The organism is Streptomyces sp. NPDC101490 (assembly GCF_044767145.1).
In the GTDB taxonomy this organism is placed as follows: Bacteria; Actinomycetota; Actinomycetes; order Streptomycetales; family Streptomycetaceae; genus Streptomyces.
The window spans coordinates 142,196-161,948 of sequence record NZ_JBIWNI010000013.1 but is presented as its reverse complement, the minus strand read 5'-3'; the positions used below and the strand labels follow the sequence as shown (position 1 = coordinate 161,948).

Annotated in this window: 18 protein-coding genes; 9 read left to right on the top strand and 9 right to left on the bottom strand. The window is 68.8% G+C overall.

The window, feature by feature from the left end:
• The first annotated feature begins 16 nt into the window (after positions 1–16).
• The gene (gene arsB / locus ACIRQY_RS23110) at positions 17–1,048 is read left to right on the top strand and encodes an ACR3 family arsenite efflux transporter (RefSeq protein ID WP_403928710.1); all 1,032 of its coding nucleotides are present in this window, start codon (positions 17–19) and stop codon (positions 1,046–1,048) included.
• Positions 1,041–1,463 (top strand): arsenate reductase ArsC, encoded by a 423-nt coding sequence (locus ACIRQY_RS23105; protein WP_403928633.1) that lies wholly within the window; start codon positions 1,041–1,043, stop codon positions 1,461–1,463. Before arsB ends, ACIRQY_RS23105 begins: the two co-directional genes overlap by 8 nt.
• A 345-nt stretch (positions 1,464–1,808) precedes the next feature.
• Here the strand turns inward: ACIRQY_RS23105 and ACIRQY_RS23100 are convergent, their stop codons facing one another.
• Positions 1,809–2,963 carry an oxygenase MpaB family protein gene (locus tag ACIRQY_RS23100; protein ID WP_403928630.1) on the bottom strand — a complete coding sequence of 385 codons (1,155 nt, stop codon included), beginning with the start codon at positions 2,961–2,963 and terminating at the stop codon, positions 1,809–1,811.
• A 602-nt stretch (positions 2,964–3,565) separates the two neighbouring features.
• Between ACIRQY_RS23100 and ACIRQY_RS23095 the strand changes: the two genes are divergently transcribed.
• Positions 3,566–4,738, top strand: coding sequence for a hypothetical protein (locus tag ACIRQY_RS23095; RefSeq protein WP_403928627.1), 1,173 nt, complete (start codon positions 3,566–3,568; stop codon positions 4,736–4,738).
• 610 nt (positions 4,739–5,348) lie between these two features.
• The gene (locus tag ACIRQY_RS23090) at positions 5,349–6,413 is read left to right on the top strand and encodes an IS30 family transposase (RefSeq protein WP_403928624.1); all 1,065 of its coding nucleotides are present in this window, start codon (positions 5,349–5,351) and stop codon (positions 6,411–6,413) included.
• Between the two features lie 108 nt (positions 6,414–6,521).
• On the opposite strand, the gene ACIRQY_RS23085 is transcribed toward ACIRQY_RS23090, so the two are convergent.
• The 4 genes from ACIRQY_RS23085 to ACIRQY_RS23070 all read right to left on the bottom strand — a co-directional run bounded on the left by ACIRQY_RS23085 (position 6,522) and on the right by ACIRQY_RS23070 (position 10,173).
• The gene (locus ACIRQY_RS23085; protein WP_403928621.1) at positions 6,522–7,310 is read right to left on the bottom strand and encodes a hypothetical protein; all 789 of its coding nucleotides are present in this window, start codon (positions 7,308–7,310) and stop codon (positions 6,522–6,524) included.
• A 427-nt stretch (positions 7,311–7,737) separates the two neighbouring features.
• Positions 7,738–8,277: a VanZ family protein gene (locus ACIRQY_RS23080; RefSeq protein ID WP_403928618.1), complete on the bottom strand. Its 540-nt coding sequence runs from the start codon at positions 8,275–8,277 to the stop codon at positions 7,738–7,740.
• Between the two features lie 185 nt (positions 8,278–8,462).
• Complete coding sequence (locus ACIRQY_RS23075; RefSeq protein ID WP_403928615.1) at positions 8,463–8,759, bottom strand: hypothetical protein; 297 nt, start codon at positions 8,757–8,759, stop codon at positions 8,463–8,465.
• A 679-nt stretch (positions 8,760–9,438) separates the two neighbouring features.
• On the bottom strand, positions 9,439–10,173 hold the full coding sequence (locus tag ACIRQY_RS23070) for a helix-turn-helix domain-containing protein (RefSeq protein ID WP_403928612.1): 735 nt from the start codon (positions 10,171–10,173) through the stop codon (positions 9,439–9,441).
• A gap of 211 nt (positions 10,174–10,384) precedes the next feature.
• Between ACIRQY_RS23070 and ACIRQY_RS23065 the strand changes: the two genes are divergently transcribed.
• Both ACIRQY_RS23065 and ACIRQY_RS23060 read left to right on the top strand, forming a co-directional pair.
• Complete coding sequence (locus ACIRQY_RS23065) at positions 10,385–11,347, top strand: ATP-binding cassette domain-containing protein (RefSeq protein WP_403928609.1); 963 nt, start codon at positions 10,385–10,387, stop codon at positions 11,345–11,347.
• Complete coding sequence (locus tag ACIRQY_RS23060; protein ID WP_403928606.1) at positions 11,344–12,135, top strand: ABC transporter permease; 792 nt, start codon at positions 11,344–11,346, stop codon at positions 12,133–12,135. The genes ACIRQY_RS23065 and ACIRQY_RS23060 overlap by 4 nt, the downstream gene beginning before the upstream one ends.
• Before the next feature lie 53 nt (positions 12,136–12,188).
• Here ACIRQY_RS23060 and ACIRQY_RS23055 read toward each other — a convergent pair whose 3' ends face one another.
• From ACIRQY_RS23055 to ACIRQY_RS23040, 4 genes are all read right to left on the bottom strand, one after another.
• Positions 12,189–12,488, bottom strand: coding sequence for a hypothetical protein (locus ACIRQY_RS23055; RefSeq protein WP_403928603.1), 300 nt, complete (start codon positions 12,486–12,488; stop codon positions 12,189–12,191).
• 296 nt (positions 12,489–12,784) lie between these two features.
• Positions 12,785–13,111, bottom strand: a complete 327-nt coding sequence (locus ACIRQY_RS23050; RefSeq protein WP_403928600.1) for a transposase — start codon at positions 13,109–13,111, stop codon at positions 12,785–12,787.
• A 770-nt stretch (positions 13,112–13,881) separates the two neighbouring features.
• Positions 13,882–14,250, bottom strand: coding sequence for a hypothetical protein (locus tag ACIRQY_RS23045; RefSeq protein ID WP_403928597.1), 369 nt, complete (start codon positions 14,248–14,250; stop codon positions 13,882–13,884).
• Positions 14,251–14,492: 242 nt separating this feature from the next.
• Positions 14,493–14,765 (bottom strand): hypothetical protein, encoded by a 273-nt coding sequence (locus tag ACIRQY_RS23040; RefSeq protein WP_403928594.1) that lies wholly within the window; start codon positions 14,763–14,765, stop codon positions 14,493–14,495.
• 382 nt (positions 14,766–15,147) lie between these two features.
• Between ACIRQY_RS23040 and ACIRQY_RS23035 the strand changes: the two genes are divergently transcribed.
• The 3 genes from ACIRQY_RS23035 to ACIRQY_RS23025 all read left to right on the top strand — a co-directional run bounded on the left by ACIRQY_RS23035 (position 15,148) and on the right by ACIRQY_RS23025 (position 19,752).
• Positions 15,148–15,804 (top strand): hypothetical protein, encoded by a 657-nt coding sequence (locus tag ACIRQY_RS23035; protein WP_403928592.1) that lies wholly within the window; start codon positions 15,148–15,150, stop codon positions 15,802–15,804.
• 737 nt (positions 15,805–16,541) lie between these two features.
• On the top strand, positions 16,542–18,482 hold the full coding sequence (locus ACIRQY_RS23030) for an HtaA domain-containing protein (protein WP_403928707.1): 1,941 nt from the start codon (positions 16,542–16,544) through the stop codon (positions 18,480–18,482).
• Positions 18,483–19,527: 1,045 nt separating this feature from the next.
• Entirely contained in the window at positions 19,528–19,752 is a 225-nt protein-coding gene (locus ACIRQY_RS23025) for a hypothetical protein (RefSeq protein WP_403928589.1), read from the top strand.
• The last annotated feature ends 1 nt before the right edge of the window (position 19,753 follow it).

The following is a 19,753-nucleotide window of genomic DNA, read 5'->3' as shown; positions in this document are numbered from 1 at the left end:
GTGGATTCTCGCGGCGATGGCCGCCGGGCTCGGCCTCGGCCGCCTCGTCCCGGGCCTGGGGGACGCGCTCGCGGGGGTGACGGTGGCGGGGGTGTCGCTGCCGATCGCGCTCGGGCTGCTGGTGATGATGTACCCGGTCCTGGCGAAGGTCCGCTACGACCGTCTCGACACCGTCACCCGCGACCGGCCTCTCCTGGTCTGGTCGCTGGTCCTGAACTGGATCGTCGGTCCGGCGCTGATGTTCGCCCTCGCGTGGATCTTCCTGCCGGACCTGCCCGAGTACCGCACCGGGCTGATCATCGTCGGTCTCGCCCGCTGCATCGCCATGGTCATCATCTGGAACGACCTCGCCCGCGGTGACCGGGAGGCCGCCGCCGTCCTCGTCGCCCTGAACTCCGTCTTCCAGGTCCTGGCGTTCGGGCTGCTGGGCTGGTTCTACCTCGACCTGCTGCCCGGCTGGCTCGGCCTGGCCACCACCGGCCTCGACATCTCCGCCTGGGAGATCGCGGGCAGTGTCCTGGTCTTCCTCGGCATCCCCCTCGCCGCCGGGTACCTCACCCGCCTCATCGGCGAGAAGACCCGGGGCCGCGACTGGTACGAGTCACAGTTCATCCCCCGGATCGGGCCGTTCGCCCTCTACGGGCTGCTGTTCACCATCGTCATCCTCTTCGCCCTCCAAGGCGACGCCATCACCTCCAAGCCCTTCGACGTCGCCCGGATCGCCCTGCCCCTGCTCGCGTACTTCGCCCTCATGTGGGCCGGGTCCATGGCCATCGGCCGCGCCGCCGGACTCGACTACCCCAGGACGACGACGCTCGCCTTCACCGCGGCGGGCAACAACTTCGAACTCGCCATCGCGGTCGCCATCGCCACCTTCGGCGCCACCAGCGGCCAGGCCCTCGCCGGAGTCGTCGGCCCCCTCATCGAAGTCCCCGTCCTCATCGCCCTCGTCCACGTCGCGCTCAAGACCCGCCACTACTTCCCCACCGCCCCCGGCCTCGCGGCCCCCGAGGCCGTCACCGCACCAGAGGAACCGACCCGTGCCTGATCACATAACCGCCCGGCCCACCGTGCTGTTCGTCTGCGTCCACAACGCCGGACGCTCCCAGATGGCCGCCGCCTTCCTCACCCACCTCGCGGGCGGCCTGATCGAGGTCCGGTCCGCCGGCTCCGCCCCCGCCGACAGGCTCAACCCCGCGGTCATCGAGGCCATGGCCGAGAAGGGCATCGACCTCACCGGGCTCACCCCCAAGCGCCTCACCACCGACGCTGTCCAGGCCTCCGACGTCGTCATCACCATGGGCTGCGGCGACACCTGCCTCGTCCTCCCCGGCAAGACCTACCTCGACTGGATCCTCGACGACCCCGCCGGACAGGGCCTCGACGCCGTCCGCCCCATCCGGGACCAGATAGAGCACCGCGTCCGTGCCCTCATCACCGACCTCGTCAGCACAGCGGCCTGACCCACCGCCGGCCCGGGTACGACACCGCGAACGACCGCCCCGCACGACATCCGTCACGCGGGACGACCCTGGAGACAAGCAGGCCCTCCCTATGCCGCCGGTGACCGCACGCCTCGCACAGCCCTGCAGCCCGCAGCCGGCCGGCAGTCCCCACACCCACGCCCTGCTGGGCCCCGCAGGGCGGGCGGCAGAACGTTGGCCGTCCGAACATTCCAGGCCGGGTTTCGCGTGCGGATTTCGGTGAAGCGGGGTACTCCGCCTCACCCCGGTTGCTCACTGTCTCTGAGCTGTCAGACGCAGGAGCTGAGGGTGTGGCGATGTCGTCGGGTACGAGTGGGGGCTCAGTCAGCGGTCGTCGTGGAGTTCCTGGTGCATCTGGGGCTGGTCGTCCTGGTCGTGGGTGAGGGCGAACTTCTGGATCTCGTTGAAGCCCTTGGAGGCGATGCCGACGATCTCCTTGTACGGGTTGACGCCGGTGGCCTTCTTGACGCCGCCGCCGAGGAGGCCGCCGCCGATACCGCTGATCACGTCGTTGCCGGCCGCGAGCGGCTTCGCTGCCGCGTCCAGGACGCTCCTGGGCAGGCCGGCCATGTCGGCGTACTTGTCCGTCAGTGCGTGGCGCACCATGGAGACGAATGCGTCGTGTACGCCTGGCGGGTAGAACTTCTTGTAGAAGTCGATGGCCTGCCTGGTCATGAAGACGCCGTCGTCGCTCTTTGTCCACTCCGTCTCGCGCTGCTGGTTCCACAGGTCAGCGGCGGTGTCGGGGTTCTTGGGCAGGAGCCACTTCTCGGGTGTGCCGAGGTAATGGTTGACGTAGTGCCAGGCGCACATGAAGCCCCTGGCGTCGTCTTTGGCCACGTCGATGCCGAGGCGTGCCATGGCCTGGAGGATCTCGGTGGAGAAGACGAAGGCGGCGCCCGTGGTGTACCTCTGGGGTACGGGTTCGCCCCACGTGGCGTAGTCCCACTCGCCGCTCTTCTTGTGGAGTTCACGGACCGAGGCGTGGACGAGCCGGACCTTGGTGACGTTCGCCGCGAGGGTGCCGTCACGCATGGCGTTCTTGTTGCCCATGTCGAGGAAGAGGCGGGAGGACTGCGACAGGCGTCGGCCGGGGCCGTCGACGCCGCCGAGGCGGCCGGTGGAGCGGAGGGTGAAGGCCCCGGTCGGGGAGAGGTAGGTGCCGATGAGGCCGACTGTGCCCTGGAGCATGGTGGCTTCGCCGTGGTGGTGGGCGAAGAAGCTCTCGGCTGCCTTGACGTCGGCTTCTGACCAGTCTGGCGGCGCTGCCGAGGCTTCCTTGAGGAATTCCGCCAGGCGCGGGGGCAGTTGGGAGAGGTCCTGGCCGGGCTTGAGGGTTCCGATGGTGCGGAACAGGGCGTTGACCCCGTCGATCTCCTGGTTGTCGATGAGGTCGGAGACCAGCTGGTCGGCCTTCGGGTCACCGATCTTGTTCGCTGCTTCCAGCTCGGCGGCGACCGTGGCTGTCGTCAGTCCCATGGAGGGACTCCATTCTTCGGAGTCAGGCAGGGGTTCGTGGCCCTCGCGCAGCACGTCGGCCGGAAGGGAGGCCGCGGCACCCTGCGACGTAGTCGGACAGTCAGGATCCTTCGGCCAGTGGAGGGGTGCCGGAACCCGACCGGCCTGCAGGATCGTTTTCTCCTCACCCGAACAGACCAGCCTCGAAAAGTTGCCTGCCCTGCGGAAACGATCGGCCCGACAGCTGTCCCGGCCGACTGCCGCCAGCGACGGCGGGGCAGTCACGGCATGCCAACCGGGCCGGGCCAGATCTCCTGTCATTGCGGGCTGTCAACCCGCCGCAGCGCCGGCGGTGTGGCGGCCTGGCCCCCGGCTTCGCCGCAGCGCGGGCCCGTTGACCGTCATCGTTGTCGGCCATTCTTTGGGGTGTGTCTTGTCGGTTGGACCAGGCCTTTCGATACTGACGGTTGACCGTCATGACGCCCGCACCGGCCGCGTGTCGCCGGTTTGTGGAGGGGGACTCCATGGAGCTTTCCCATCTGCGCGTTGAGGGACCACTCACGCACCACCGGCGTCCCGAGGGGCCTGGGAGCGTCCTGGCGGAGGGCGGTGTTGAGCTGGGAATGCCCGGTGTCGGCCCGGGAGCCCAAGGCGGGAAGGCGTACAACGACATCAGCGGGGACGTCTACTGCGAGCTGGGCAGCTGGGGGACCTACGTCATCCACCTGAGCAAGAGGGCGGTGGAGTGGCTGGTCGTCGAGTCGAGGATGTTCTCGGCCTACCTCCAGTTGGCGGTCTGCGCGGTGGAGGAGCTGGAGGTCTTCCTCGAACCGATCAAGGCCGGTATCGAGGCCGAGACGACCGCGACCGAGATCGTGTCGGAGTCGGTGTCGGACGGCAGGGTCAAGGTGACGGGCGTCATCGGTACGTTCATCGCGGTGCCGACCCCGGATGAGGGGTACGTCCCGCCGGGTGGATGGAACCCGCCCGCCCCGGTGAACGGCCTGCGGTGGTGGACGGTGAACTCCCTCAACCTCTTCAACGGCCACTGGGCCTTCACCGCCACCAACACCAACCCGGACAACCCCGAGGTGTCGTCGGTCTACTTCTCCACGTCGTACGACGGGAACTCCATGAACACCACCCCTCAGGAATACAGGGACACCTACGGCTGGAAGGCTCTGAAGGGGTACGGGCAGTTCGACAACGGCATCGACACGTGCTGCTACGTGCCCTACACCAACAGCTGGTGGCTGTTCAGCGGCGAGTACTGCGTGCGGACCAACGCCAACGGCGACGCGGTCACCGTGCGGCCGGGGAGGCTGAGGGATGTCTGGAAGGGACTCGACCGGATCGCCCGCGGTGAATTCGGCGAGGACGAGAGGCAGCAGTGGGCCCAGGGCATCTCCTGCATCACGGTCTACGGCCCGCACCACTTCCTGCTGATCTCGGGAAACCGGATCACCTTCCTCGACAGCGACGACGGGGACTTCGGTCTCCTCAACAGCCGCCCCTACGGGCTGACGGAGGTATGGCCCGCGTTCGAATACCTGGACACGGCCGGGATCATGGACGGCCTCGGGCCGAAAGCCGTGTGGTGGGGCAACACCAACGGCGAGGAAATGCTGTTCTTCGTCTTCCACGCCATGCTCTTCATGCACTCCTCCAACTTCGCCGAGGGCAGCGGCTTCGGCTTCAGCTACCTCGGGTGCCCGTCCAACGTAAAGAACGATTTCTACGGCTGGAACGCCATGTTCAACTACTTCAACAGCCCCTGGCCATACCCCTCGTGCTGACCGGCACTCCCCGTTCCCGCCTGGCAGCCCCTGGTCCCCACAGCGGATCATCCAGTGCCGCGTCCGGTCATGGTGGCCAGGGGAAGGGAGCCCGGGGTGGTGGCCTCGTGCCGGGATACGTTCGGCGGCTGACGCCCTGGCCGCTCCTCGGCGGGCACCGCCGGCCAGGCCCCACGGCGAGGTGTCCGGGGTGACCCCGGCGCGGTGCGCAGGCACCCGCGCACCACGAGCAAGAAGGCCCCCGTGGGAACCGCGCCCGTGCACCGGGGCCGGAGACCATGTACCTCGCTCCTGATCTCCGGCCCCCGGGCTCTTCCCTCTGCCCGGCGTGCCTCCGCCGCGTCAACCGCGAAGCCGAGCCCGTCGTGATCCCCAGCTGCCGCCCGATCTGCTTTCCGGCCCTCGTCATCGAGGAGGGCCGCTTCGAGGCCGCCCTGTCTTCAAGCGATGGCACCCTCAAGTGATCAACGCACCACCCACGGATGATCATGTGATCGTGGAGGCACAGGTGCGTGACTACGGGTTTTCGCCGGCACAGCAGGATGAGATCTGGAGACGCTGGCGCGAGGGGCAGTCGTTCAGCTTGATCGCGCGGGCGCTCGGGGCACCGATGCAGAGCGCCCGCCGGTTCCTCTGCCAGAGCGGCGGTGTCCGCCTCACCCCGCAGCAGCGATCGGAGCGTCACCTGAGCGGCAGCGAGCGCGAGGAGATATCCCGCGGCATCGCCGCCGGGGAGTCGGCTCGGCAGCTGGCCAAACGGCTGGGCCGATCCCCTTCGACCGTCTCCCGCGAGATCGCCCGCAACGGCGGTCGGGACCGGTATCGAGCCGCCCCGGCCGATGCGGCCGCCTACGTACGTGGGCGACGCCCCAAGCAGGTCAAGCTCGCCCAACGGCCTGCTCTGCGTGCCCTGGTGGAAGCCAAGCTGGTGCTGTGCTGGTCACCCGAGCAGATCGCAGGATGGCTGCGCCGGCAGTTCCCTGGTGACGTCTCCATGCAGATCTCGCACGAAGCGATCTACCTCTCGCTCTACGACCCTCGCCGGCGCCAGGCGATCGACCGCAGCCTCACCCAGCGGCTGCGGTCCGGCAGGCCCATGCGCCGCCCGAAGATCGCCCGCCGACCCACTGGACGGGGCATCATCCGCGGCATGGTGTCCATCACCGCTCGCCCCGCCGAGGTCGAGGACCGCAAGGCCCCCGGCCACTGGGAGGGCGATCTCGTGATGGGCACCCGGCCTTCGGCAGTCGCGACGCTCGTCGAGCGCACCAGCCGCTACACGACCGTCGTCGCGCTGCCGGACGGCATCAAAGCCGAGCAGGTCACCCCGCACCTCACCAGGAGTCTCCTCGGCATCCCGCCCCAGCTACGACGGACGCTCACCTGGGACCGGGGCCGGGAGATCGCCGAGCACCAGGCCATCACCTCCGAGACCGGGATGCCGATCTACCTCTGCAAGCCGCGGAGCCCGTGGCAGCGCGGCACCAGCGAGAACACCAACCGGCTGCTACGGCAGTACCTCCCGAAGGGCGCGGACCTCCGCACGTTCAGCCAGGCCGACCTGGACGCCATCGCACACGAGCTCAACCACCGCCCGCGCAAGACCCACGGCTACCGCACCCAGGCGGAGGTCTACGCTGACCTCCTGAACAGCAGTGATGCGCTGACCGCTTGAGCTCGCCATCGTTTGAAGACGGGGGGCCGACGCGTCCGGGTGAGGGTCCTGGTAGTACTCGCCGAAAGAACAACGCGATGACGGACGTGGGCCTGCGGGGCGGCTGCGTCAGGCGTAGCGATGGCGCGGTGCGTGCGGGTCGTCCCAGCGGTCGGCATGGGTGAGGCCGAGCAGGCGTACGGCGTGCCGGAGTTCGGCGGATGCGCCGGTGGCGCGGAGCCGTGCGGGGGCTTCGCGCACGAGCCAGGCGGCCAGTTCCGTCCGCGCGGCTTCTGCTTCCTCGTCCGGCCAGAACGCCAACGTCCGCCAGGGGAGTGCGTCTTCCAAGAGATCCCACTCCCACCGGTCGACGGTGTCGGTGAGGTGCTGGTCGGTGACCGGATGGCGGAGGGCCTCCCAGACCGTCAGCCAGGGGCCGATGGTGGCGGAGGCCTCGGCACACAGCGCGAGGAGCTCGGGGACCGGGACGGCAGGGTCCGGAGTGAGCAAGGTGTGGGCCCACCAGGCATCCAGGAACTCCCGTACGGCTTCGCTCTGCGGCGGGGGCCACTGTTGCCAGTCGGCGCGGTGGAACGAGGCGCCGACGTTGTTGATGTCCCACGCGTAGGCGCCGAGGCCACCGGTTAGTTCGCGGGCGAATTGCGGGAGGACACGGCGTAGCACGGCGCCGTGGTCACCCCAGTCGGGTGCGCTCCAGGTGCGGTGCAGGAGGTCGGGGTCGAGTTCCGTGTCGGGGAGCTTCAGCAGAGCGAGCTCCTCCGGGCTGCCCCAGTGGCATTCGCACTGGACCTCGTCGGCCCGGGCGGTCATCCCACGGAAGGTGACGTCCAGGTGGTCCAGTGCTCGGTCGAGCCGTGCGCGGGCGGCCGGGCAGATGTCGGGGGCGGGTTCGGTCATGGTCAGTGGTGCCTCACCGGAACTCCGGGCCACTCGGGCCCGAAGAGCACGAATCTACCAGCACCGCGGATCTACCAGCACCGCGGATCAGGCGGGCCTGGAGCACCCCGACGGCCAGGTTGCATGAGAGGCCGTCACGCATGTCCACGAGGTCCGCGATGAGATCGCGCAGGAAGTCGCGGGCCTCTCGTGCCCCCGTTCAGCTTTCACCTGGAGGGCCGTCGGGTCTGCCGGACCCCCCAGGTGCGCTTGGGGGACCCGGGTGGTGCAGGCGGAACACGTGCTCGACGAGAGCATTGACCCGCAGGGTTGTTGACTCGGGTGATGGGCGGGTGTCCGTTGAGTGCGGTGTGGCAGCGGGCCAGGTCCGCGGCCACCGTCGCGGGGGCGGCCTTCACTGGAGCGAGCGGCTTGGAGCGAGCCTGGGCTACGAGAGCTCTTTCAGGGGACGGCCCTCGGCCGGCTGAGGCGCGGACGGGCCCGTTGCGGCGTTGCTCCAACGGCGCACCAGGAGCGCGCCCCATGCAGCTCCGGCCGCGTTGAGGATGACGTCGTCGACGGACGAGACCCTTCCCAGTGACAGCTGGTACTGGGCGGTTTCGACAGCAACAGAGAGCAACGCTGCGGTCAGGGTGGCTTTGATTGCGCGGCAGGGTCCTGAGTACAGGAATGCAGCGGCGGCGCCGAACGGTACGAACAGAAGCGCGTTTCCGGCGAAGCTGACCAGGGTCACCTCCGAGAAGGCGACGCCGACGCTGGAAGACGCGGTCCAGAATTCACGGAACGGAACCATTGAGACACTGCGGCCGGTACCATATCCGCGTAAAAGTGTCACGAGCAGGAACGGGGCAAGTGAGACAATGGCGAGAATACTGAAGAACGCCCTTTGCCCGAAGGAGTCTCCTGGAATTCGTCGATGAATTCCCCGTCGCGCTTGCCAGACTCCTGCCGTGACGACGATCGCCATGAGGCAGGCGAAGGCGATTACTTCGTCCCCGTAGATTCCCATTGCCGCCCTCCGGGAGATGGTTCACCGAATGGTAGCCGTACTCTCCGGGAGCGAGGGTGACGCCCGGGGGCCCCGCGTATTCATGCGGAGTCTCGGACATCACATCCAGGCCAAATCACGCAAGGCTGTTTGGCCTGGATCCGCTACGCATATGTGACGGATCCGCTGAGCCCTCGACTGTAGAGGTCGTCGCTGTCCCAGTTGCCCGTCACCTTCACGTAGTAGTGGATGCTGTCCGGGCTGGTGTTCGTCCATGAGGTGGAGCCGCCACTGGTGCAGCTCGGCTCCCTCATGGTGCCGATCTGGTCGTCCGCGGGCCACGCCTCCGCGCACAGGGCCACCTCGATGCTGGCGCCGTCGGCGCAACCGGCGTTCCATACACCGCTGAGGTCCTGGAGCCCGCCCGTCTTGAAGGTGTGGGTGCCCTTGGTGTTGCTCATGCTAGGTGCGTGTGTTGAAACCGATCTGGAACTTCGCCGACCATGCGAACGAGCTCTGGATTCCACTATCGACGGGCAGGCTGGAAGTGAACTTCGCTCTGTTGCCGAACGCGTCAGGATGAGCGCGGTCGGCCCTCCACCCTCCCAAAAGAGGTCACCGTCATCGCATCCGCATACCCGGCAGACGGATTCCTCTTCCGGGCCAGGGCGAGCGGGAATCGAGTCTCCTGATGGCGTGGAGTTTCCTTTCCTTCCTGTCAGCGTTCTCGCTGGCCTTGCGCTTTGAAGTAGTCCTCAAGAGTAGGCCAGTATTCGGTGTTGAAGCTGTTGGGATTGGCGGGGCTCTGCGGAGCCGACAGCGGTGTCGATGCGGGGCCGGTGCGCGTGCGGCTGGCGCAGCACGGCCGTATACGCGATCGACTGGGAGAACGTCCCCAATAACGGCCTGGACGACATCGACGTCTCAAGCACGTACCGCGACTGGCCGACCCACCTGGACAACGTCGCCGACCGCGGGCTGACTCTCCGACGACCTTGCGGTTCTGCTGACGCGCACCAGCGAGCGGATCGGGCAGCCGATGGACAAGAAAGAGATCGTCCTCGGTGCATTCGCCGTCAAGCGTGACGGGGACATCGCGACGGAAGCAATGCGGCGTGGCCTGCGGCCCACCTGACCCGCTCAGTCGGTTTCGGATGCCTGCCGGGGGTGGGTGAAGTGGACCGCGTGCCAGTGCTCGGCCGAGCGGACCAGGTCGTCGATGACGTGGCGGAGGAACTGGCTCGTGTTCTCCAGTCGGGCACCGGCAGGGGTGGCGACGCCAAGCTTCCGCGCTCCGGCCGTGCAGGCTTCGGCGATCCGGATCTGGTTGCGCGCGCCGGCCATGATGGATGTGAACACCGCGTCGTCTTCGATGACGTAGCGCTCGGCGCGACTGCGGGGGTCGCGCTCACGCTTGATGAGCGCCTGGTTCTCCAGGTAGCCGATGGCCTTGGAGACGGAGGCGGGACTGACCCGCAGGCGTCGCACGAGGTCCACAGAGGTGAGGCTGCCACCGTTGGTGGTGAACAGGGCGGCGAGCACCTTGGCCATCATCTGCGGGAGCCCGGCCTGAATCATCAGCTCCACGCTCTGCGCGCCCACCTCCTCCACGATCCGCGGATCGCGCCCGCCGAGGTCGGCCCCTCCCGGTGAGGTCACCGGCGCGGGGGTCCTGCGCTGACATGAGTGCCCTGCGCCCAGTTGGTGCGCCGCCTCGGCATGGTAGGCGCGTGGCCCGCCGTTGCGCATCACCTCGCGGGTGACGGTCGAAGTCGGTCGCCCGATACGGCGGCCGACGGCGGCGTAGGTCAGCCCCTCGCGCAGTCCTGCGGCGATCTGCTGCCGGTCCTGGAGCGTGAGTCGGTCGCCGGGCATCGGGGCTTCCTCCACTGTTCGACGTCCCGCCCAGCCTAATGCAACAGCTCTACTGTTGCATTACCCGACATCCGTCATGCAACGATTCACCTTGTCTACCTGCACTTATGTCGTTGCTTCACATGAATGCGATTGACGAATCAATACATGCAACGCAACTATTACTGAGTCATGAAGGCCAGCTGAAAGCTCATCGACGGAAGCGAAATCCATGACCACCAACCTCGGTCCCCCCGCCCTCTCGGCGTCCGCGGTACACAAGGCGTACGGCGATCACGTGGTGCTGAGCGGCATCGACCTCGATGTCCCCGCAGGATCGGTCTTCGCCCTGCTCGGCCCGAACGGCGCGGGCAAGACCACCATGGTGCAGATCCTGTCCACGCTGATCCGTGCTGACGCCGGCGACATCCGGGTCGCCGGCCACGACATGGTCCGGGATCCGGACGCGGTCCGTGCCGCGATAGGTGTCACCGGCCAGTTCTCCGCGGTTGACGGCCTTCTCACCGGCGAGGAGAACCTGCTCCTGATGGCCGACCTCCACCACCTGCCCCGCCGGGAACGGCGGCAGTGCGCCACCGACCTGCTGGCGCGGTTCGACCTGGTGGACGCGGCCCGCAAGCCTGCGGTGACGTACTCCGGCGGGATGCGCCGCCGCCTGGACCTTGCGATGACGCTCGTCGGCCGACCCCGCGTGATCTTCCTCGACGAGCCGACCACCGGCCTCGACCCCCGCAGCAGGCGGACCATGTGGGAGATCATCCGCCGTCTGGTGACCGACGAAGGCGTCACAATCTTCCTCACCACCCAGTACCTCGACGAGGCCGACCAGCTCGCCGACCGAATCGCGGTGCTCCACCGAGGAAGGCTCGTCGCCCAAGGCACGGCAGAGGAGCTCAAGCGACAGGTCGGCGGCGGCCACATCACCCTACGGTTCACCGACGCACGCAGCCACGACTACGCGGCCCGGAACCTGGACGTGGTGTCCCGCAACGATGAGGCACTCACCCTGCAGGTCGCCAGCCAGGGCGACGTCCAGTCGTTGCGCGCACTCCTCGACCGGCTCGACCGCGCCTCGCTCACCGTGGACCAACTCCAGGTCCACACCCCCGACCTCGACGACGTCTTCTTCGCGCTGACAGGCAACCCCGTCGCGGAACAGGAGCCCGCCCGATGAGCACCGGCACCCACGCCTTCACCGACTCGGCGACCATGCTCCGCCGTCAGCTGCGGCACATGCTGCGCTACCCCACGCTCACCCTCACCGCCGCCGGGGTCCCGGTGATCTTCCTGCTGCTGTTCGTCTACGTCCTCGGCGGCATCCTCGGCAGCGGCCTCGGCGGGCCGTCGGGCGGCCGGGACACCTACGTGAACTACGTCGTCCCCGGCGTCATCCTGATGACCGCAGCCACCGCGGCCCAGGGCACCGCGATCTCGGTGGCCATCGACATGACCGAGGGCATCGTCGCCCGGTTCCGCACCATGGCCATCGCCCGGGTCTCGGTGCTCACCGGCCACGTGCTGGGCAGCCTCGCCCAGACCCTCCTGAGCATGGCCATCGTCACCAGCGTTGCACTACTGGTGGGCTTCGAGCCCGCCGCCGGGTTCGGTGAATGGCTCGCCGTGATCGGCATGCTCGTACTGATCATCTTCGCGCTCACCTGGCTGTCGGTCGCGCTGGCCATCATGGCCAAGAGCGTCGCGGCCGCGAGCAACATGCTGACGCCACTGATGATCCTGCCGATGATGGGCAGCGGATTCGTCCCCACCGACTCGATGCCCGCCGGGCTCAAATGGTTCGCCGACTACCAACCGTTCACCCCGTTCATCGAGACCCTGCGCGGGCTGCTGATGGGCACCCCCATCGGCAACAACGCCATTCTCGCCATCGGCTGGTGCGCCCTGATCGCCCTGGGCGGCTACCTGTGGGCCCGGAAGCTCTACAACCGCGAGCCCACCCAGTGAGCGGCGTAGCTGCCGGTTCGGGACCGTCAGGGCCTGTTGTGACAGTGGTGCCGTCAGTCGCCGTTGAAGACGAGATACCGGTGGGCCTTGCGCTCGACTTGAGCAGCCAGCGCAAGGATCTCGTGCACCGCCTCGGCTTCTTCGGCGGCTGAGCCGTTCGCCAAGGCCCGGAGTTCCGGGGCAAGGGCCCTCAGCTGCGATCGGTTGAACACGGTGTCGTCGTAGGGATGGACGTACCCGAGCATGGGCAGGTTCTGGCTCGCAACTCGTCTGCACAGCTCATCGATGGATGGATGTACGAACGTGGCTTCGACCGCGCCAGTAAACGTCCGCACCTCAACGCTCATCCCCATGGGGACACGCTACTGCTCGACAGTTCGCACCACCGAAGCATTTACAGAGGTCGGAGCCATTCGTTGATGGCTGCGACCAGCATGGTCACTCCGTAGCGGACAGCGATTTCTTCGTACCTCGCGGCGACGGCCCGGAGTCTCTGAAGGCGGTTGATACCGCACTCGACCGCGTGCCGCTGCTTGTAGTCGTCCTTGTCGAACTTCGGTGGCCGCCCACCGTGCGAGCCGCGCTCCAGAAGGTTGCGAACCCGGCCCGCCGGCACCGGGATGGTGGCCCTGGTCCCGCGTCTACGCAGTTAAGAGCGGTTGCTGCGGGAGTCTTGAGCCTTGTCCGGCCGCTTGCGCGGTCTGTCCAGGCCCAGCCTGGGCGCCCGGATCGCTTCCAGGACCGGCTCGAACTGAGGCGAGTCACCCCGCTGCCCGGCCGTGATCACCACGGACAGCGGCTGCTGTCCCTGCTCGACCGCGAGGTGGATCGTGGTGGTCAGTCCGCCTCGGGAGCGTCCGAGGCCGTGGTCGGCCGACTCGACGAAGACTCCGCCGGGCGGTTCTGTCTGGAGGCCCCCCTTCGCCGCTCCGGCGGCGTGCTGGTGGGCCCGGCAAACGGTGGAGTCAACGTTCACGTCCCAGGTGATCAGGCCTTTCGCGTCGGCTTCGGTCTGGAGCTGGGGCAGGATGCCAGCCCAGGTCCCGTCCCGCTGCCAGCGCCGGAACAGGTCGTAGACGCGGTTCCACGCGGCCCATAGCGTTCCGGCACATCACGCCATCCCGGCGGCCGGGTCGTCGTCGCGAGCTTCTTCACCCCGACGACGACCCGGACCACGGAGCCCGGCTCGCGTCGTACCCGCAGACGTTCGCCGACGGGGTGGACATCGCGCGTTCCGTCACGCTCATGACCGACGCGTTCACCCGGGCGGGCCTGACGGACGCGCGGGCCGTGTCCATCGGGCCGGAGGTGTGGCAGGGCTGGGACCGCTGGCTGTCGGACCAGTGGAAGCCGGGAACCTGGCCACGTAACTTCCCGAAGGCCCTACGAGCAGCGCAACCTCGACTACTACATCGTCACGGCCACCCGCCCGCAGGCCTGATCCCGTGCCCGGATCCGGCTTCGCGCGCCCCCGTCGCCCGTACGGGGGCTTGGCCGATACCAATTGCGCGAGTTTCCATGGTCTCCCCCGTGGCCAGCGGTGCACCCCGCTCCTCCCACCTCGCCGGCGAGGGCGACGTCGACCCCACACACTGCCCTGAGCAGCGGGGTTTCCCCATTCGTAGCCGCCTCCAGGAGGGTTACGGTGAACGTTCGCGCGAGAAGCTCGGCCGTCATCTGCACCCTCGCTCTCGCCACGTCCTCGGCGGAGGATGATGAAGCGAGGCAGCCGGTCGCTACGGCAGCTCAGGGCGCAATGGCCGTCGAGCCCGCGAGAATCGCGAGGTCTCGCTCAACCATTGTCGCCACGGTGGGCAACCCGACCGCCGGTTCCATCGGTCCTGGCGGCACAATCCGGATCATCGAACGGGCCTGCACGATGCGGGTGCTGGGTGGCCAAGGGCTCGGCGAGCCGGTGCTCGACATCTCCGGCGAGACCACCACCGACGGTGACCGCGGCCTGCTCGGCTTCACGTACGACAAGGCACGCGCACACTTCTCCATCTCGTACACGAATCTCGACGGCACCAGGCAGTCGATGGGTTCGCCGCGCGGAAGGCAAGGCTCGGCCCGCTCGTCGCGCGGGGACAGCAGGTCGGACGTCTTGTCGGTCATACCGGACACGCTGGAGCCGCTGCCGAAGGGCTGTCAGCCGATCCGGGCACCGTCCCCGGCGGAGGGAAGACCTACGCCCGGCATCCTTGTACGGCCCCGGGCGCCATGGCCTCTTCCCGGATTCCGAGGCCTGGGCGGTGCCCCCTGGGGCAGCCCGGCGGCGGACGTCTCACGGTGGAGCGAGCGGCGGTGCCGTCCTGTCACAGGTCCCGCCTCCGCACGCCGCCGCCGTCCGGCCGCCCTCAGCTGCTCACCGTCGTGCGTCCGGTGTGCGTCCGGTGTGCGTCCCGCGGCGTCCTCGCGACCTCCAGAAGCCGGGCCGACTCCTCCGGTCGCTGACGGGCCAGCAGGTTCGCTGCCCACGCCGCGAGCGCAGACCGCCGAAGTGCCTTGCGCGTCTTCACCGCCGTCAGATCCTTCGCCCGCCGAGCCTCGGCCACATAGATGTCCCGGGTCGCGACGAACTCACCCGGCCTCAGCCCGTACAGCTTGCCGATGATCCCCTCGGCACCCACCCGCCCTGCTCCGCGCCGCCGCTCTCCTCCGGCACGGACCAACCCACGCCCGGGGAACTCTGAATCACATGTTCGCTGGGATCGAGTTGTTGAAGGGCGGTGGGAGCGCGCGGCGTCCACCCGCACAGCACCTGCCCAGCGGAATGGCGCGATCTGGCTGCGGGCCCCACCCGTCCTCCAGGGAGCCGGGAAGTATCCCGGCGCACCCCCGTCCCGCAACCGCCCCAGGTGTCCCCGTCCCGCAGCCAGGGCAGAAGAGCAGGTTCGTCCGTGGGCTGACGTTTGACTGGTGCCCCCGGAGCGAAGAGCCTGAGTCGATGCTCAGGCGGGATGAGTGCGAGTACTCAGGCGGCCGGTGGCAACCGGCCCGCAGGGTACTGACATGCGATCGATTCTCTTCCCGAAGCCCCTGCTCACCGCCACACTCGGCAGCGTCGTCGTCCTGGCCGCCGTCGGTGCCCAGAGCGCTCACGCCACCAGCGTCCGCCCCTTCTCCGCCACCACCGCCTCAGCTCACGCCTCCGCCGTCCACGTGTCCGCCGCCGCGCGGACCGTCCGGGCGGCCACCGTCTTGAGGAGTGCCCGCGAGGCCGAGGCACGGTTCCTGGAACTGGCCGACCTCATCGGGCAGGGCTGCGAACCGGATGTCCTCAGCCCCCTCGGCCACGTGGCATCGGCACCCGACCGCACCCTGCCCGTCCTGGCCGACCCGGTGCCGTTGCTCCCGTCGGAGGAGTGCGCCGCCCAGAGGCACCAGTTCCGGATCAGCAAGGCGTTCTCCGGAAAGGAGACGGCCACGCACGAGCAGATGCGGGCCAGGTTGACGACCCTGAGGTACCCCGGGGCCCGGATCCACCGCATGCGGGACTTCGCGGGCGAGCCCGTGGTGAGGCTCGACCTGCGGGTGGGAGCCGAACGCCTGGCCCTGGAGGTCACCGACATCGGCCACGGCGTCATGGTCCAGGCGTTCGGCGCACCGCAGGACGTGAGCGTGACCGAGGTCCGGCTGAAGCGGCAGGTGGACCGGCCCACCTCCTGAGAAACCTCCCGTCGGGCCTCCTGGGGCCAGGGGGGACAGGGTTCATCGACTATGCGGGGCTCTCACGGGTCCTGTCTGCGTCCGTGCGCCTCTACGGATCCGTCCCCGTCCTCCGCCCGGGAGAACGGGAACACATGCGAACAGCCTTCGGAGATTCCGGGGGCTGTGCGCATGTGCTCGTCTCAGGGAACACCGAGGGCAGCAGTGTGCTCTCCCTGCCCAACGGCGGTGAGCTGAGCGTCTCGGCGCCCATCGAGGCACGGCGATGACCGCCATCGACGTCGTCACTCCGAGCGTCATCACCGTCGCGAGCAGCCGCCGTTCGGAGAGCTGCTGACGGCCCGAAGGTGTTGATTCCGACCAGCGCGGAGGCGGTCACTGTGAGGGCAAGCTCCTCGGTGACCGGCGACAGACCCAGACCGGCGAAGTCGATCGCGTCATGGAGCGGCAGCGCATGCGGCGTGGCCGGGGCGATGCCGTGCCGCAGCGTCAGCACCGCTTCGACCAGACCCGCCAGACCAGCCCCGGCCGCCGGATGCCCGCAGGGGAAGAGCCGCGAAGAACAGTTCGACAGCCCATGGTGACAGCTTAGGTAAGGCTCACCTAATATCATCGGAGTCGACTTCGGGTCCCCCACTCCGAGAAGCCGGTCTTCCCCCCTTACCTGTGTCCGAAATCAGGGCACGGCTCTGCCCATCGGCGTGCCGTGCTCCCTCCCCGAAGGAGACATGCAGCGCATGTCCATGCCCCGCAGCGGCCGTCTGGCCGCCCTCGCCGCACTGACCGTCGTGTCGGTGGGCGCCGGTGTCCTCGCCGTTCCCGCCTCCGCCGCCCCGGGCGTCGTCACCGCCGCACCCGCCAGCACGGCCGCGGCACAGGCAGGGAGCACCTCCGCGTCCTCCCCCATCCTGCTCACCGGACAGTCCACCTGGGCCTTCAACGCTTCCTGGGTCAACTACGTCCTGGCGATGCGTGGCTCGGTCGAGGTCGCCGACGGTGCCACCCAGGAGTCCCGCGGTCTGATCGGCTACCCCGTCAAGCACGGCTCGGTGGACCCCGCCGGGCGCGACGCCGACGTACGCTTCGGCGGCTCGGTGACCTACGCGGTGCCCGACCACGGCATCACCGCGATCACCCTCGCCAGCCCCCGGGTCGTGCTCAAGGACGGTACGGGCACGCTCTACATGAACGTCACCACCGACCTCGTGGCCGGTCAGGCCCCCGTCACCACCGCCGACGTGCCGTTCGCCAAGCTGACGGCGTCCGCCGGAGCCCTGGACGGTGACTCGATCGACTGGACCGGCATCACGACCGTCCTCACCGAAGAGGGCTCGCGGATCTTCGCCTACCAGGGCCGACCCATGTACCCGGCCGGCTCCGCGCTGGAGGGTCTCGCAGTCAGCGGCAAGGTCAGCGTCCCGACCCTGACGGTCAGCCAGGTCAAGGGCCTCGGCGCCGAGACCCAGGTCACGGTCACCGGCAAGGGCTACCGGCCCGGCCGCGGGGTGTACCTCGCGCAGACCGTCGCCCTGCCCGGCGACACCTACCCCAGTGTCTTCGGTAACGCCGCCTACATCCGCCAGGTCGGCGCCGACGGCACGTTCACCTCGACCCTGAAGCTCACCGAGAAGTTCACCCAGGCCGGTGCCGTTCCCCCGCCCCCCGTGAACTGCCGCGTCACCGCGTGCTTCGTCGCCACCTTCAACTCGCACGACGGCGCCGACCGCACCTGGATGTCCTCGCGCGCCCAGGACGTGGCCCAGCCGCTCCAGTTCGGCACCGCAGCCGCGGTGACCACCCAGCCCAGGTCCGCCACCGTCCGCTCGGGCGCCAACGCCGTCTTCACCGCCGCGGCCACCGGCTCCGACTCGGTCCGCTGGGAGCGCAGCACCGACCGTGGCGCGACCTGGAGAACCGTCGCGGGTGCCACCTCCACCACCCTGTCGGTCAAGACCACCGCCGCGCTCAGCACCCACCGCTACCGCGCCGTGTTCGTCAACGCCGTCGGCGAGACGGCCACTTCCGCCGCGACGCTCACCGTCACGGCGGTCCCCACCCGGATCATCTCCCTCGACGCAGGTCCCGAGCCGGTCGGCAAGGGCGGCAGGCTGACGGTGACCGGCACCCTGCAGACCGCCGGCGCGACGGACAACACCTGGCGCCCGCTGGCCCGTACCGCCGTCGTGATCGAGACCCTGCCCACGGGCAGCCGCACCTGGAGCCGCGCGGCCACGACCACCACCAGCGGCGCGGGCGCCATCTCGGCGTCGGTCACCGTCACCAAGGACGGCCTCTGGCGCGCCCGCTACGCCGGGACCGCCGACCGCGCCGCGGCCACCAGCTCCAGCGACGCCGTGGACGTCAGGCTGCGCACCGCCATTTCCGGCTTCAACGCGAGCCCGGAGCCGGTCCGCAAGGGCCGCACCATCACGGTGACGGGTACCCTGCGCAGCCTGGACGGCACCTGGCAGAACACCGCGAACGCGTCCGTGGACATCCTGTTCAAGGCCGACGGCGCCCGCGGCTGGACCAAGCAGTCCACCGTGCGCACCAACAGCCGCGGCGTGTTCTCCAAGGGCTTCACCGCCAAGAAGGACGGCACCTGGAAGGCCGAGTTCAAGGCCACACCGTCGCGGCTGGGCGTCACCGGCTCCAGCGACTGGGTCGACGTGCGCTGATCCCCAGCCACCCGTCACCCGGACGGCCGGTCACCGCAGGCGCCCCGCGCGCCCGCCGGTGACCGGCCGTCCTGCCGTTCACACCTGCCCACCGCCCACCGCTCACGGAGTTCCAGCGGCCGATGGGATCCGGCGAGATGTGCAGGGCGTAGACCTCACCGACCCGTCCCAGACCGGGCGGCCCACTTCGGCACGGCCCGAAGTAGACCCACCCCACCGGGTCACGGTCACCGAGCGCCACGACGTCTCGTGACTTTCGCCCGGGTTGAGAAAACCACTGCCAGCGTTGACCGGCATCACGTTCCACCGCCATGGCATCGAGATACGGCTGGGGAGCGGTGCCGACGGACGCCGCCTGCCATCCTCGGACTCGGATCGTCGAAACGGCCTCGACGTCAGAACATCGCCCTCGCCGAGCACCCGATCAGCGCCGGACGGTGGCTGAACAAGCCGTCTGTGTCTCCGGCCCTGGCCGACCTCGCGCCCGGCCGACGAGCCCTGCCCCACGAGGCCCTCGACGAGCTGCCCGACAGCCCGCCCCTCGCCCACCTTCGCCAAGTCCTCGTCGGTGTCGGCGTCCTGCTCGTGACGAGCACACGGTCTCCCTCGAACGCTTCCTCACCGGCCTTCTCACATCCCAGCAGGACCCCGAACAGCGCAAAGGTCCGGATCGGTAAGCGATTTACACTTGGTCCGGCGACTACGTCGACGCAACACGGCCACCCGCCGACCCCGCAGCAGTTCATATCCGCGCGTCAGCGCACCCACCCGGCCGTCGTCTCCCTGAGCTGGCTGACTGGAGACCTGCCGAGGCCGACCTTCGACCGGTGGCTCACCGACGACTTCGCCTCATACCGCGAGGCAGCCAGGCACTTCATCCGCTGGGCCTGCACCCACAAGCTCTCGGTCGTCCACGTCCCCGCTATCCGCTGGAACGGCCCCACCCAGCCACTTGACGACGAGCAGCGCTGGCACGTCGCACGTCGGCTCCTGTACGACGACACACTCGAGCCCGAAGACCGCCTCGCCCGGTGGTCCCCAGACCGTGAACTTGCCCGACACAGATCCTGTCGACAGCGTCGGCGTCGCCAGCGCGGCCCCCTCCATCCACCACGTCCAGGCCATGACCTCCCCGCTTCTGGTGGCGTTTCGCCGCCGGCGCCAGATCGAGCGGCGCCAGCTGGAACAGGCATTCCGCACGAACGGCCGGATGAACGCGGGGCCGGACCGGAGGACCTGGCGCCCGGCGGCCGAGCCGCCGGGCGCATGAC

Bases quoted from the DNA above. Each gene is read 5' to 3' on its own strand.
- arsB (WP_403928710.1), top strand. From the start codon at position 17: ATGGCCGCCGGGCTCGGCCTCGGCCGCCTCGTCCCGGGCCTGGGGGAC.
- ACIRQY_RS23100 (WP_403928630.1), bottom strand. From the start codon at position 2,963: ATGGGACTGACGACAGCCACGGTCGCCGCCGAGCTGGAAGCAGCGAAC.
- ACIRQY_RS23095 (WP_403928627.1), top strand. From the start codon at position 3,566: ATGCCCGGTGTCGGCCCGGGAGCCCAAGGCGGGAAGGCGTACAACGAC.
- ACIRQY_RS23090 (WP_403928624.1), top strand. From the start codon at position 5,349: ATGCAGAGCGCCCGCCGGTTCCTCTGCCAGAGCGGCGGTGTCCGCCTC.
- ACIRQY_RS23085 (WP_403928621.1), bottom strand. From the start codon at position 7,310: ATGACCGAACCCGCCCCCGACATCTGCCCGGCCGCCCGCGCACGGCTC.
- ACIRQY_RS23080 (WP_403928618.1), bottom strand. From the start codon at position 8,277: ATGGCGATCGTCGTCACGGCAGGAGTCTGGCAAGCGCGACGGGGAATT.
- ACIRQY_RS23075 (WP_403928615.1), bottom strand. From the start codon at position 8,759: ATGAGCAACACCAAGGGCACCCACACCTTCAAGACGGGCGGGCTCCAG.
- ACIRQY_RS23070 (WP_403928612.1), bottom strand. From the start codon at position 10,173: ATGCCCGGCGACCGACTCACGCTCCAGGACCGGCAGCAGATCGCCGCA.
- ACIRQY_RS23065 (WP_403928609.1), top strand. From the start codon at position 10,385: ATGACCACCAACCTCGGTCCCCCCGCCCTCTCGGCGTCCGCGGTACAC.
- ACIRQY_RS23060 (WP_403928606.1), top strand. From the start codon at position 11,344: ATGAGCACCGGCACCCACGCCTTCACCGACTCGGCGACCATGCTCCGC.
- ACIRQY_RS23055 (WP_403928603.1), bottom strand. From the start codon at position 12,488: ATGGGGATGAGCGTTGAGGTGCGGACGTTTACTGGCGCGGTCGAAGCC.
- ACIRQY_RS23045 (WP_403928597.1), bottom strand. From the start codon at position 14,250: ATGACCGACAAGACGTCCGACCTGCTGTCCCCGCGCGACGAGCGGGCC.
- ACIRQY_RS23035 (WP_403928592.1), top strand. From the start codon at position 15,148: ATGCGATCGATTCTCTTCCCGAAGCCCCTGCTCACCGCCACACTCGGC.
- ACIRQY_RS23030 (WP_403928707.1), top strand. From the start codon at position 16,542: ATGTCCATGCCCCGCAGCGGCCGTCTGGCCGCCCTCGCCGCACTGACC.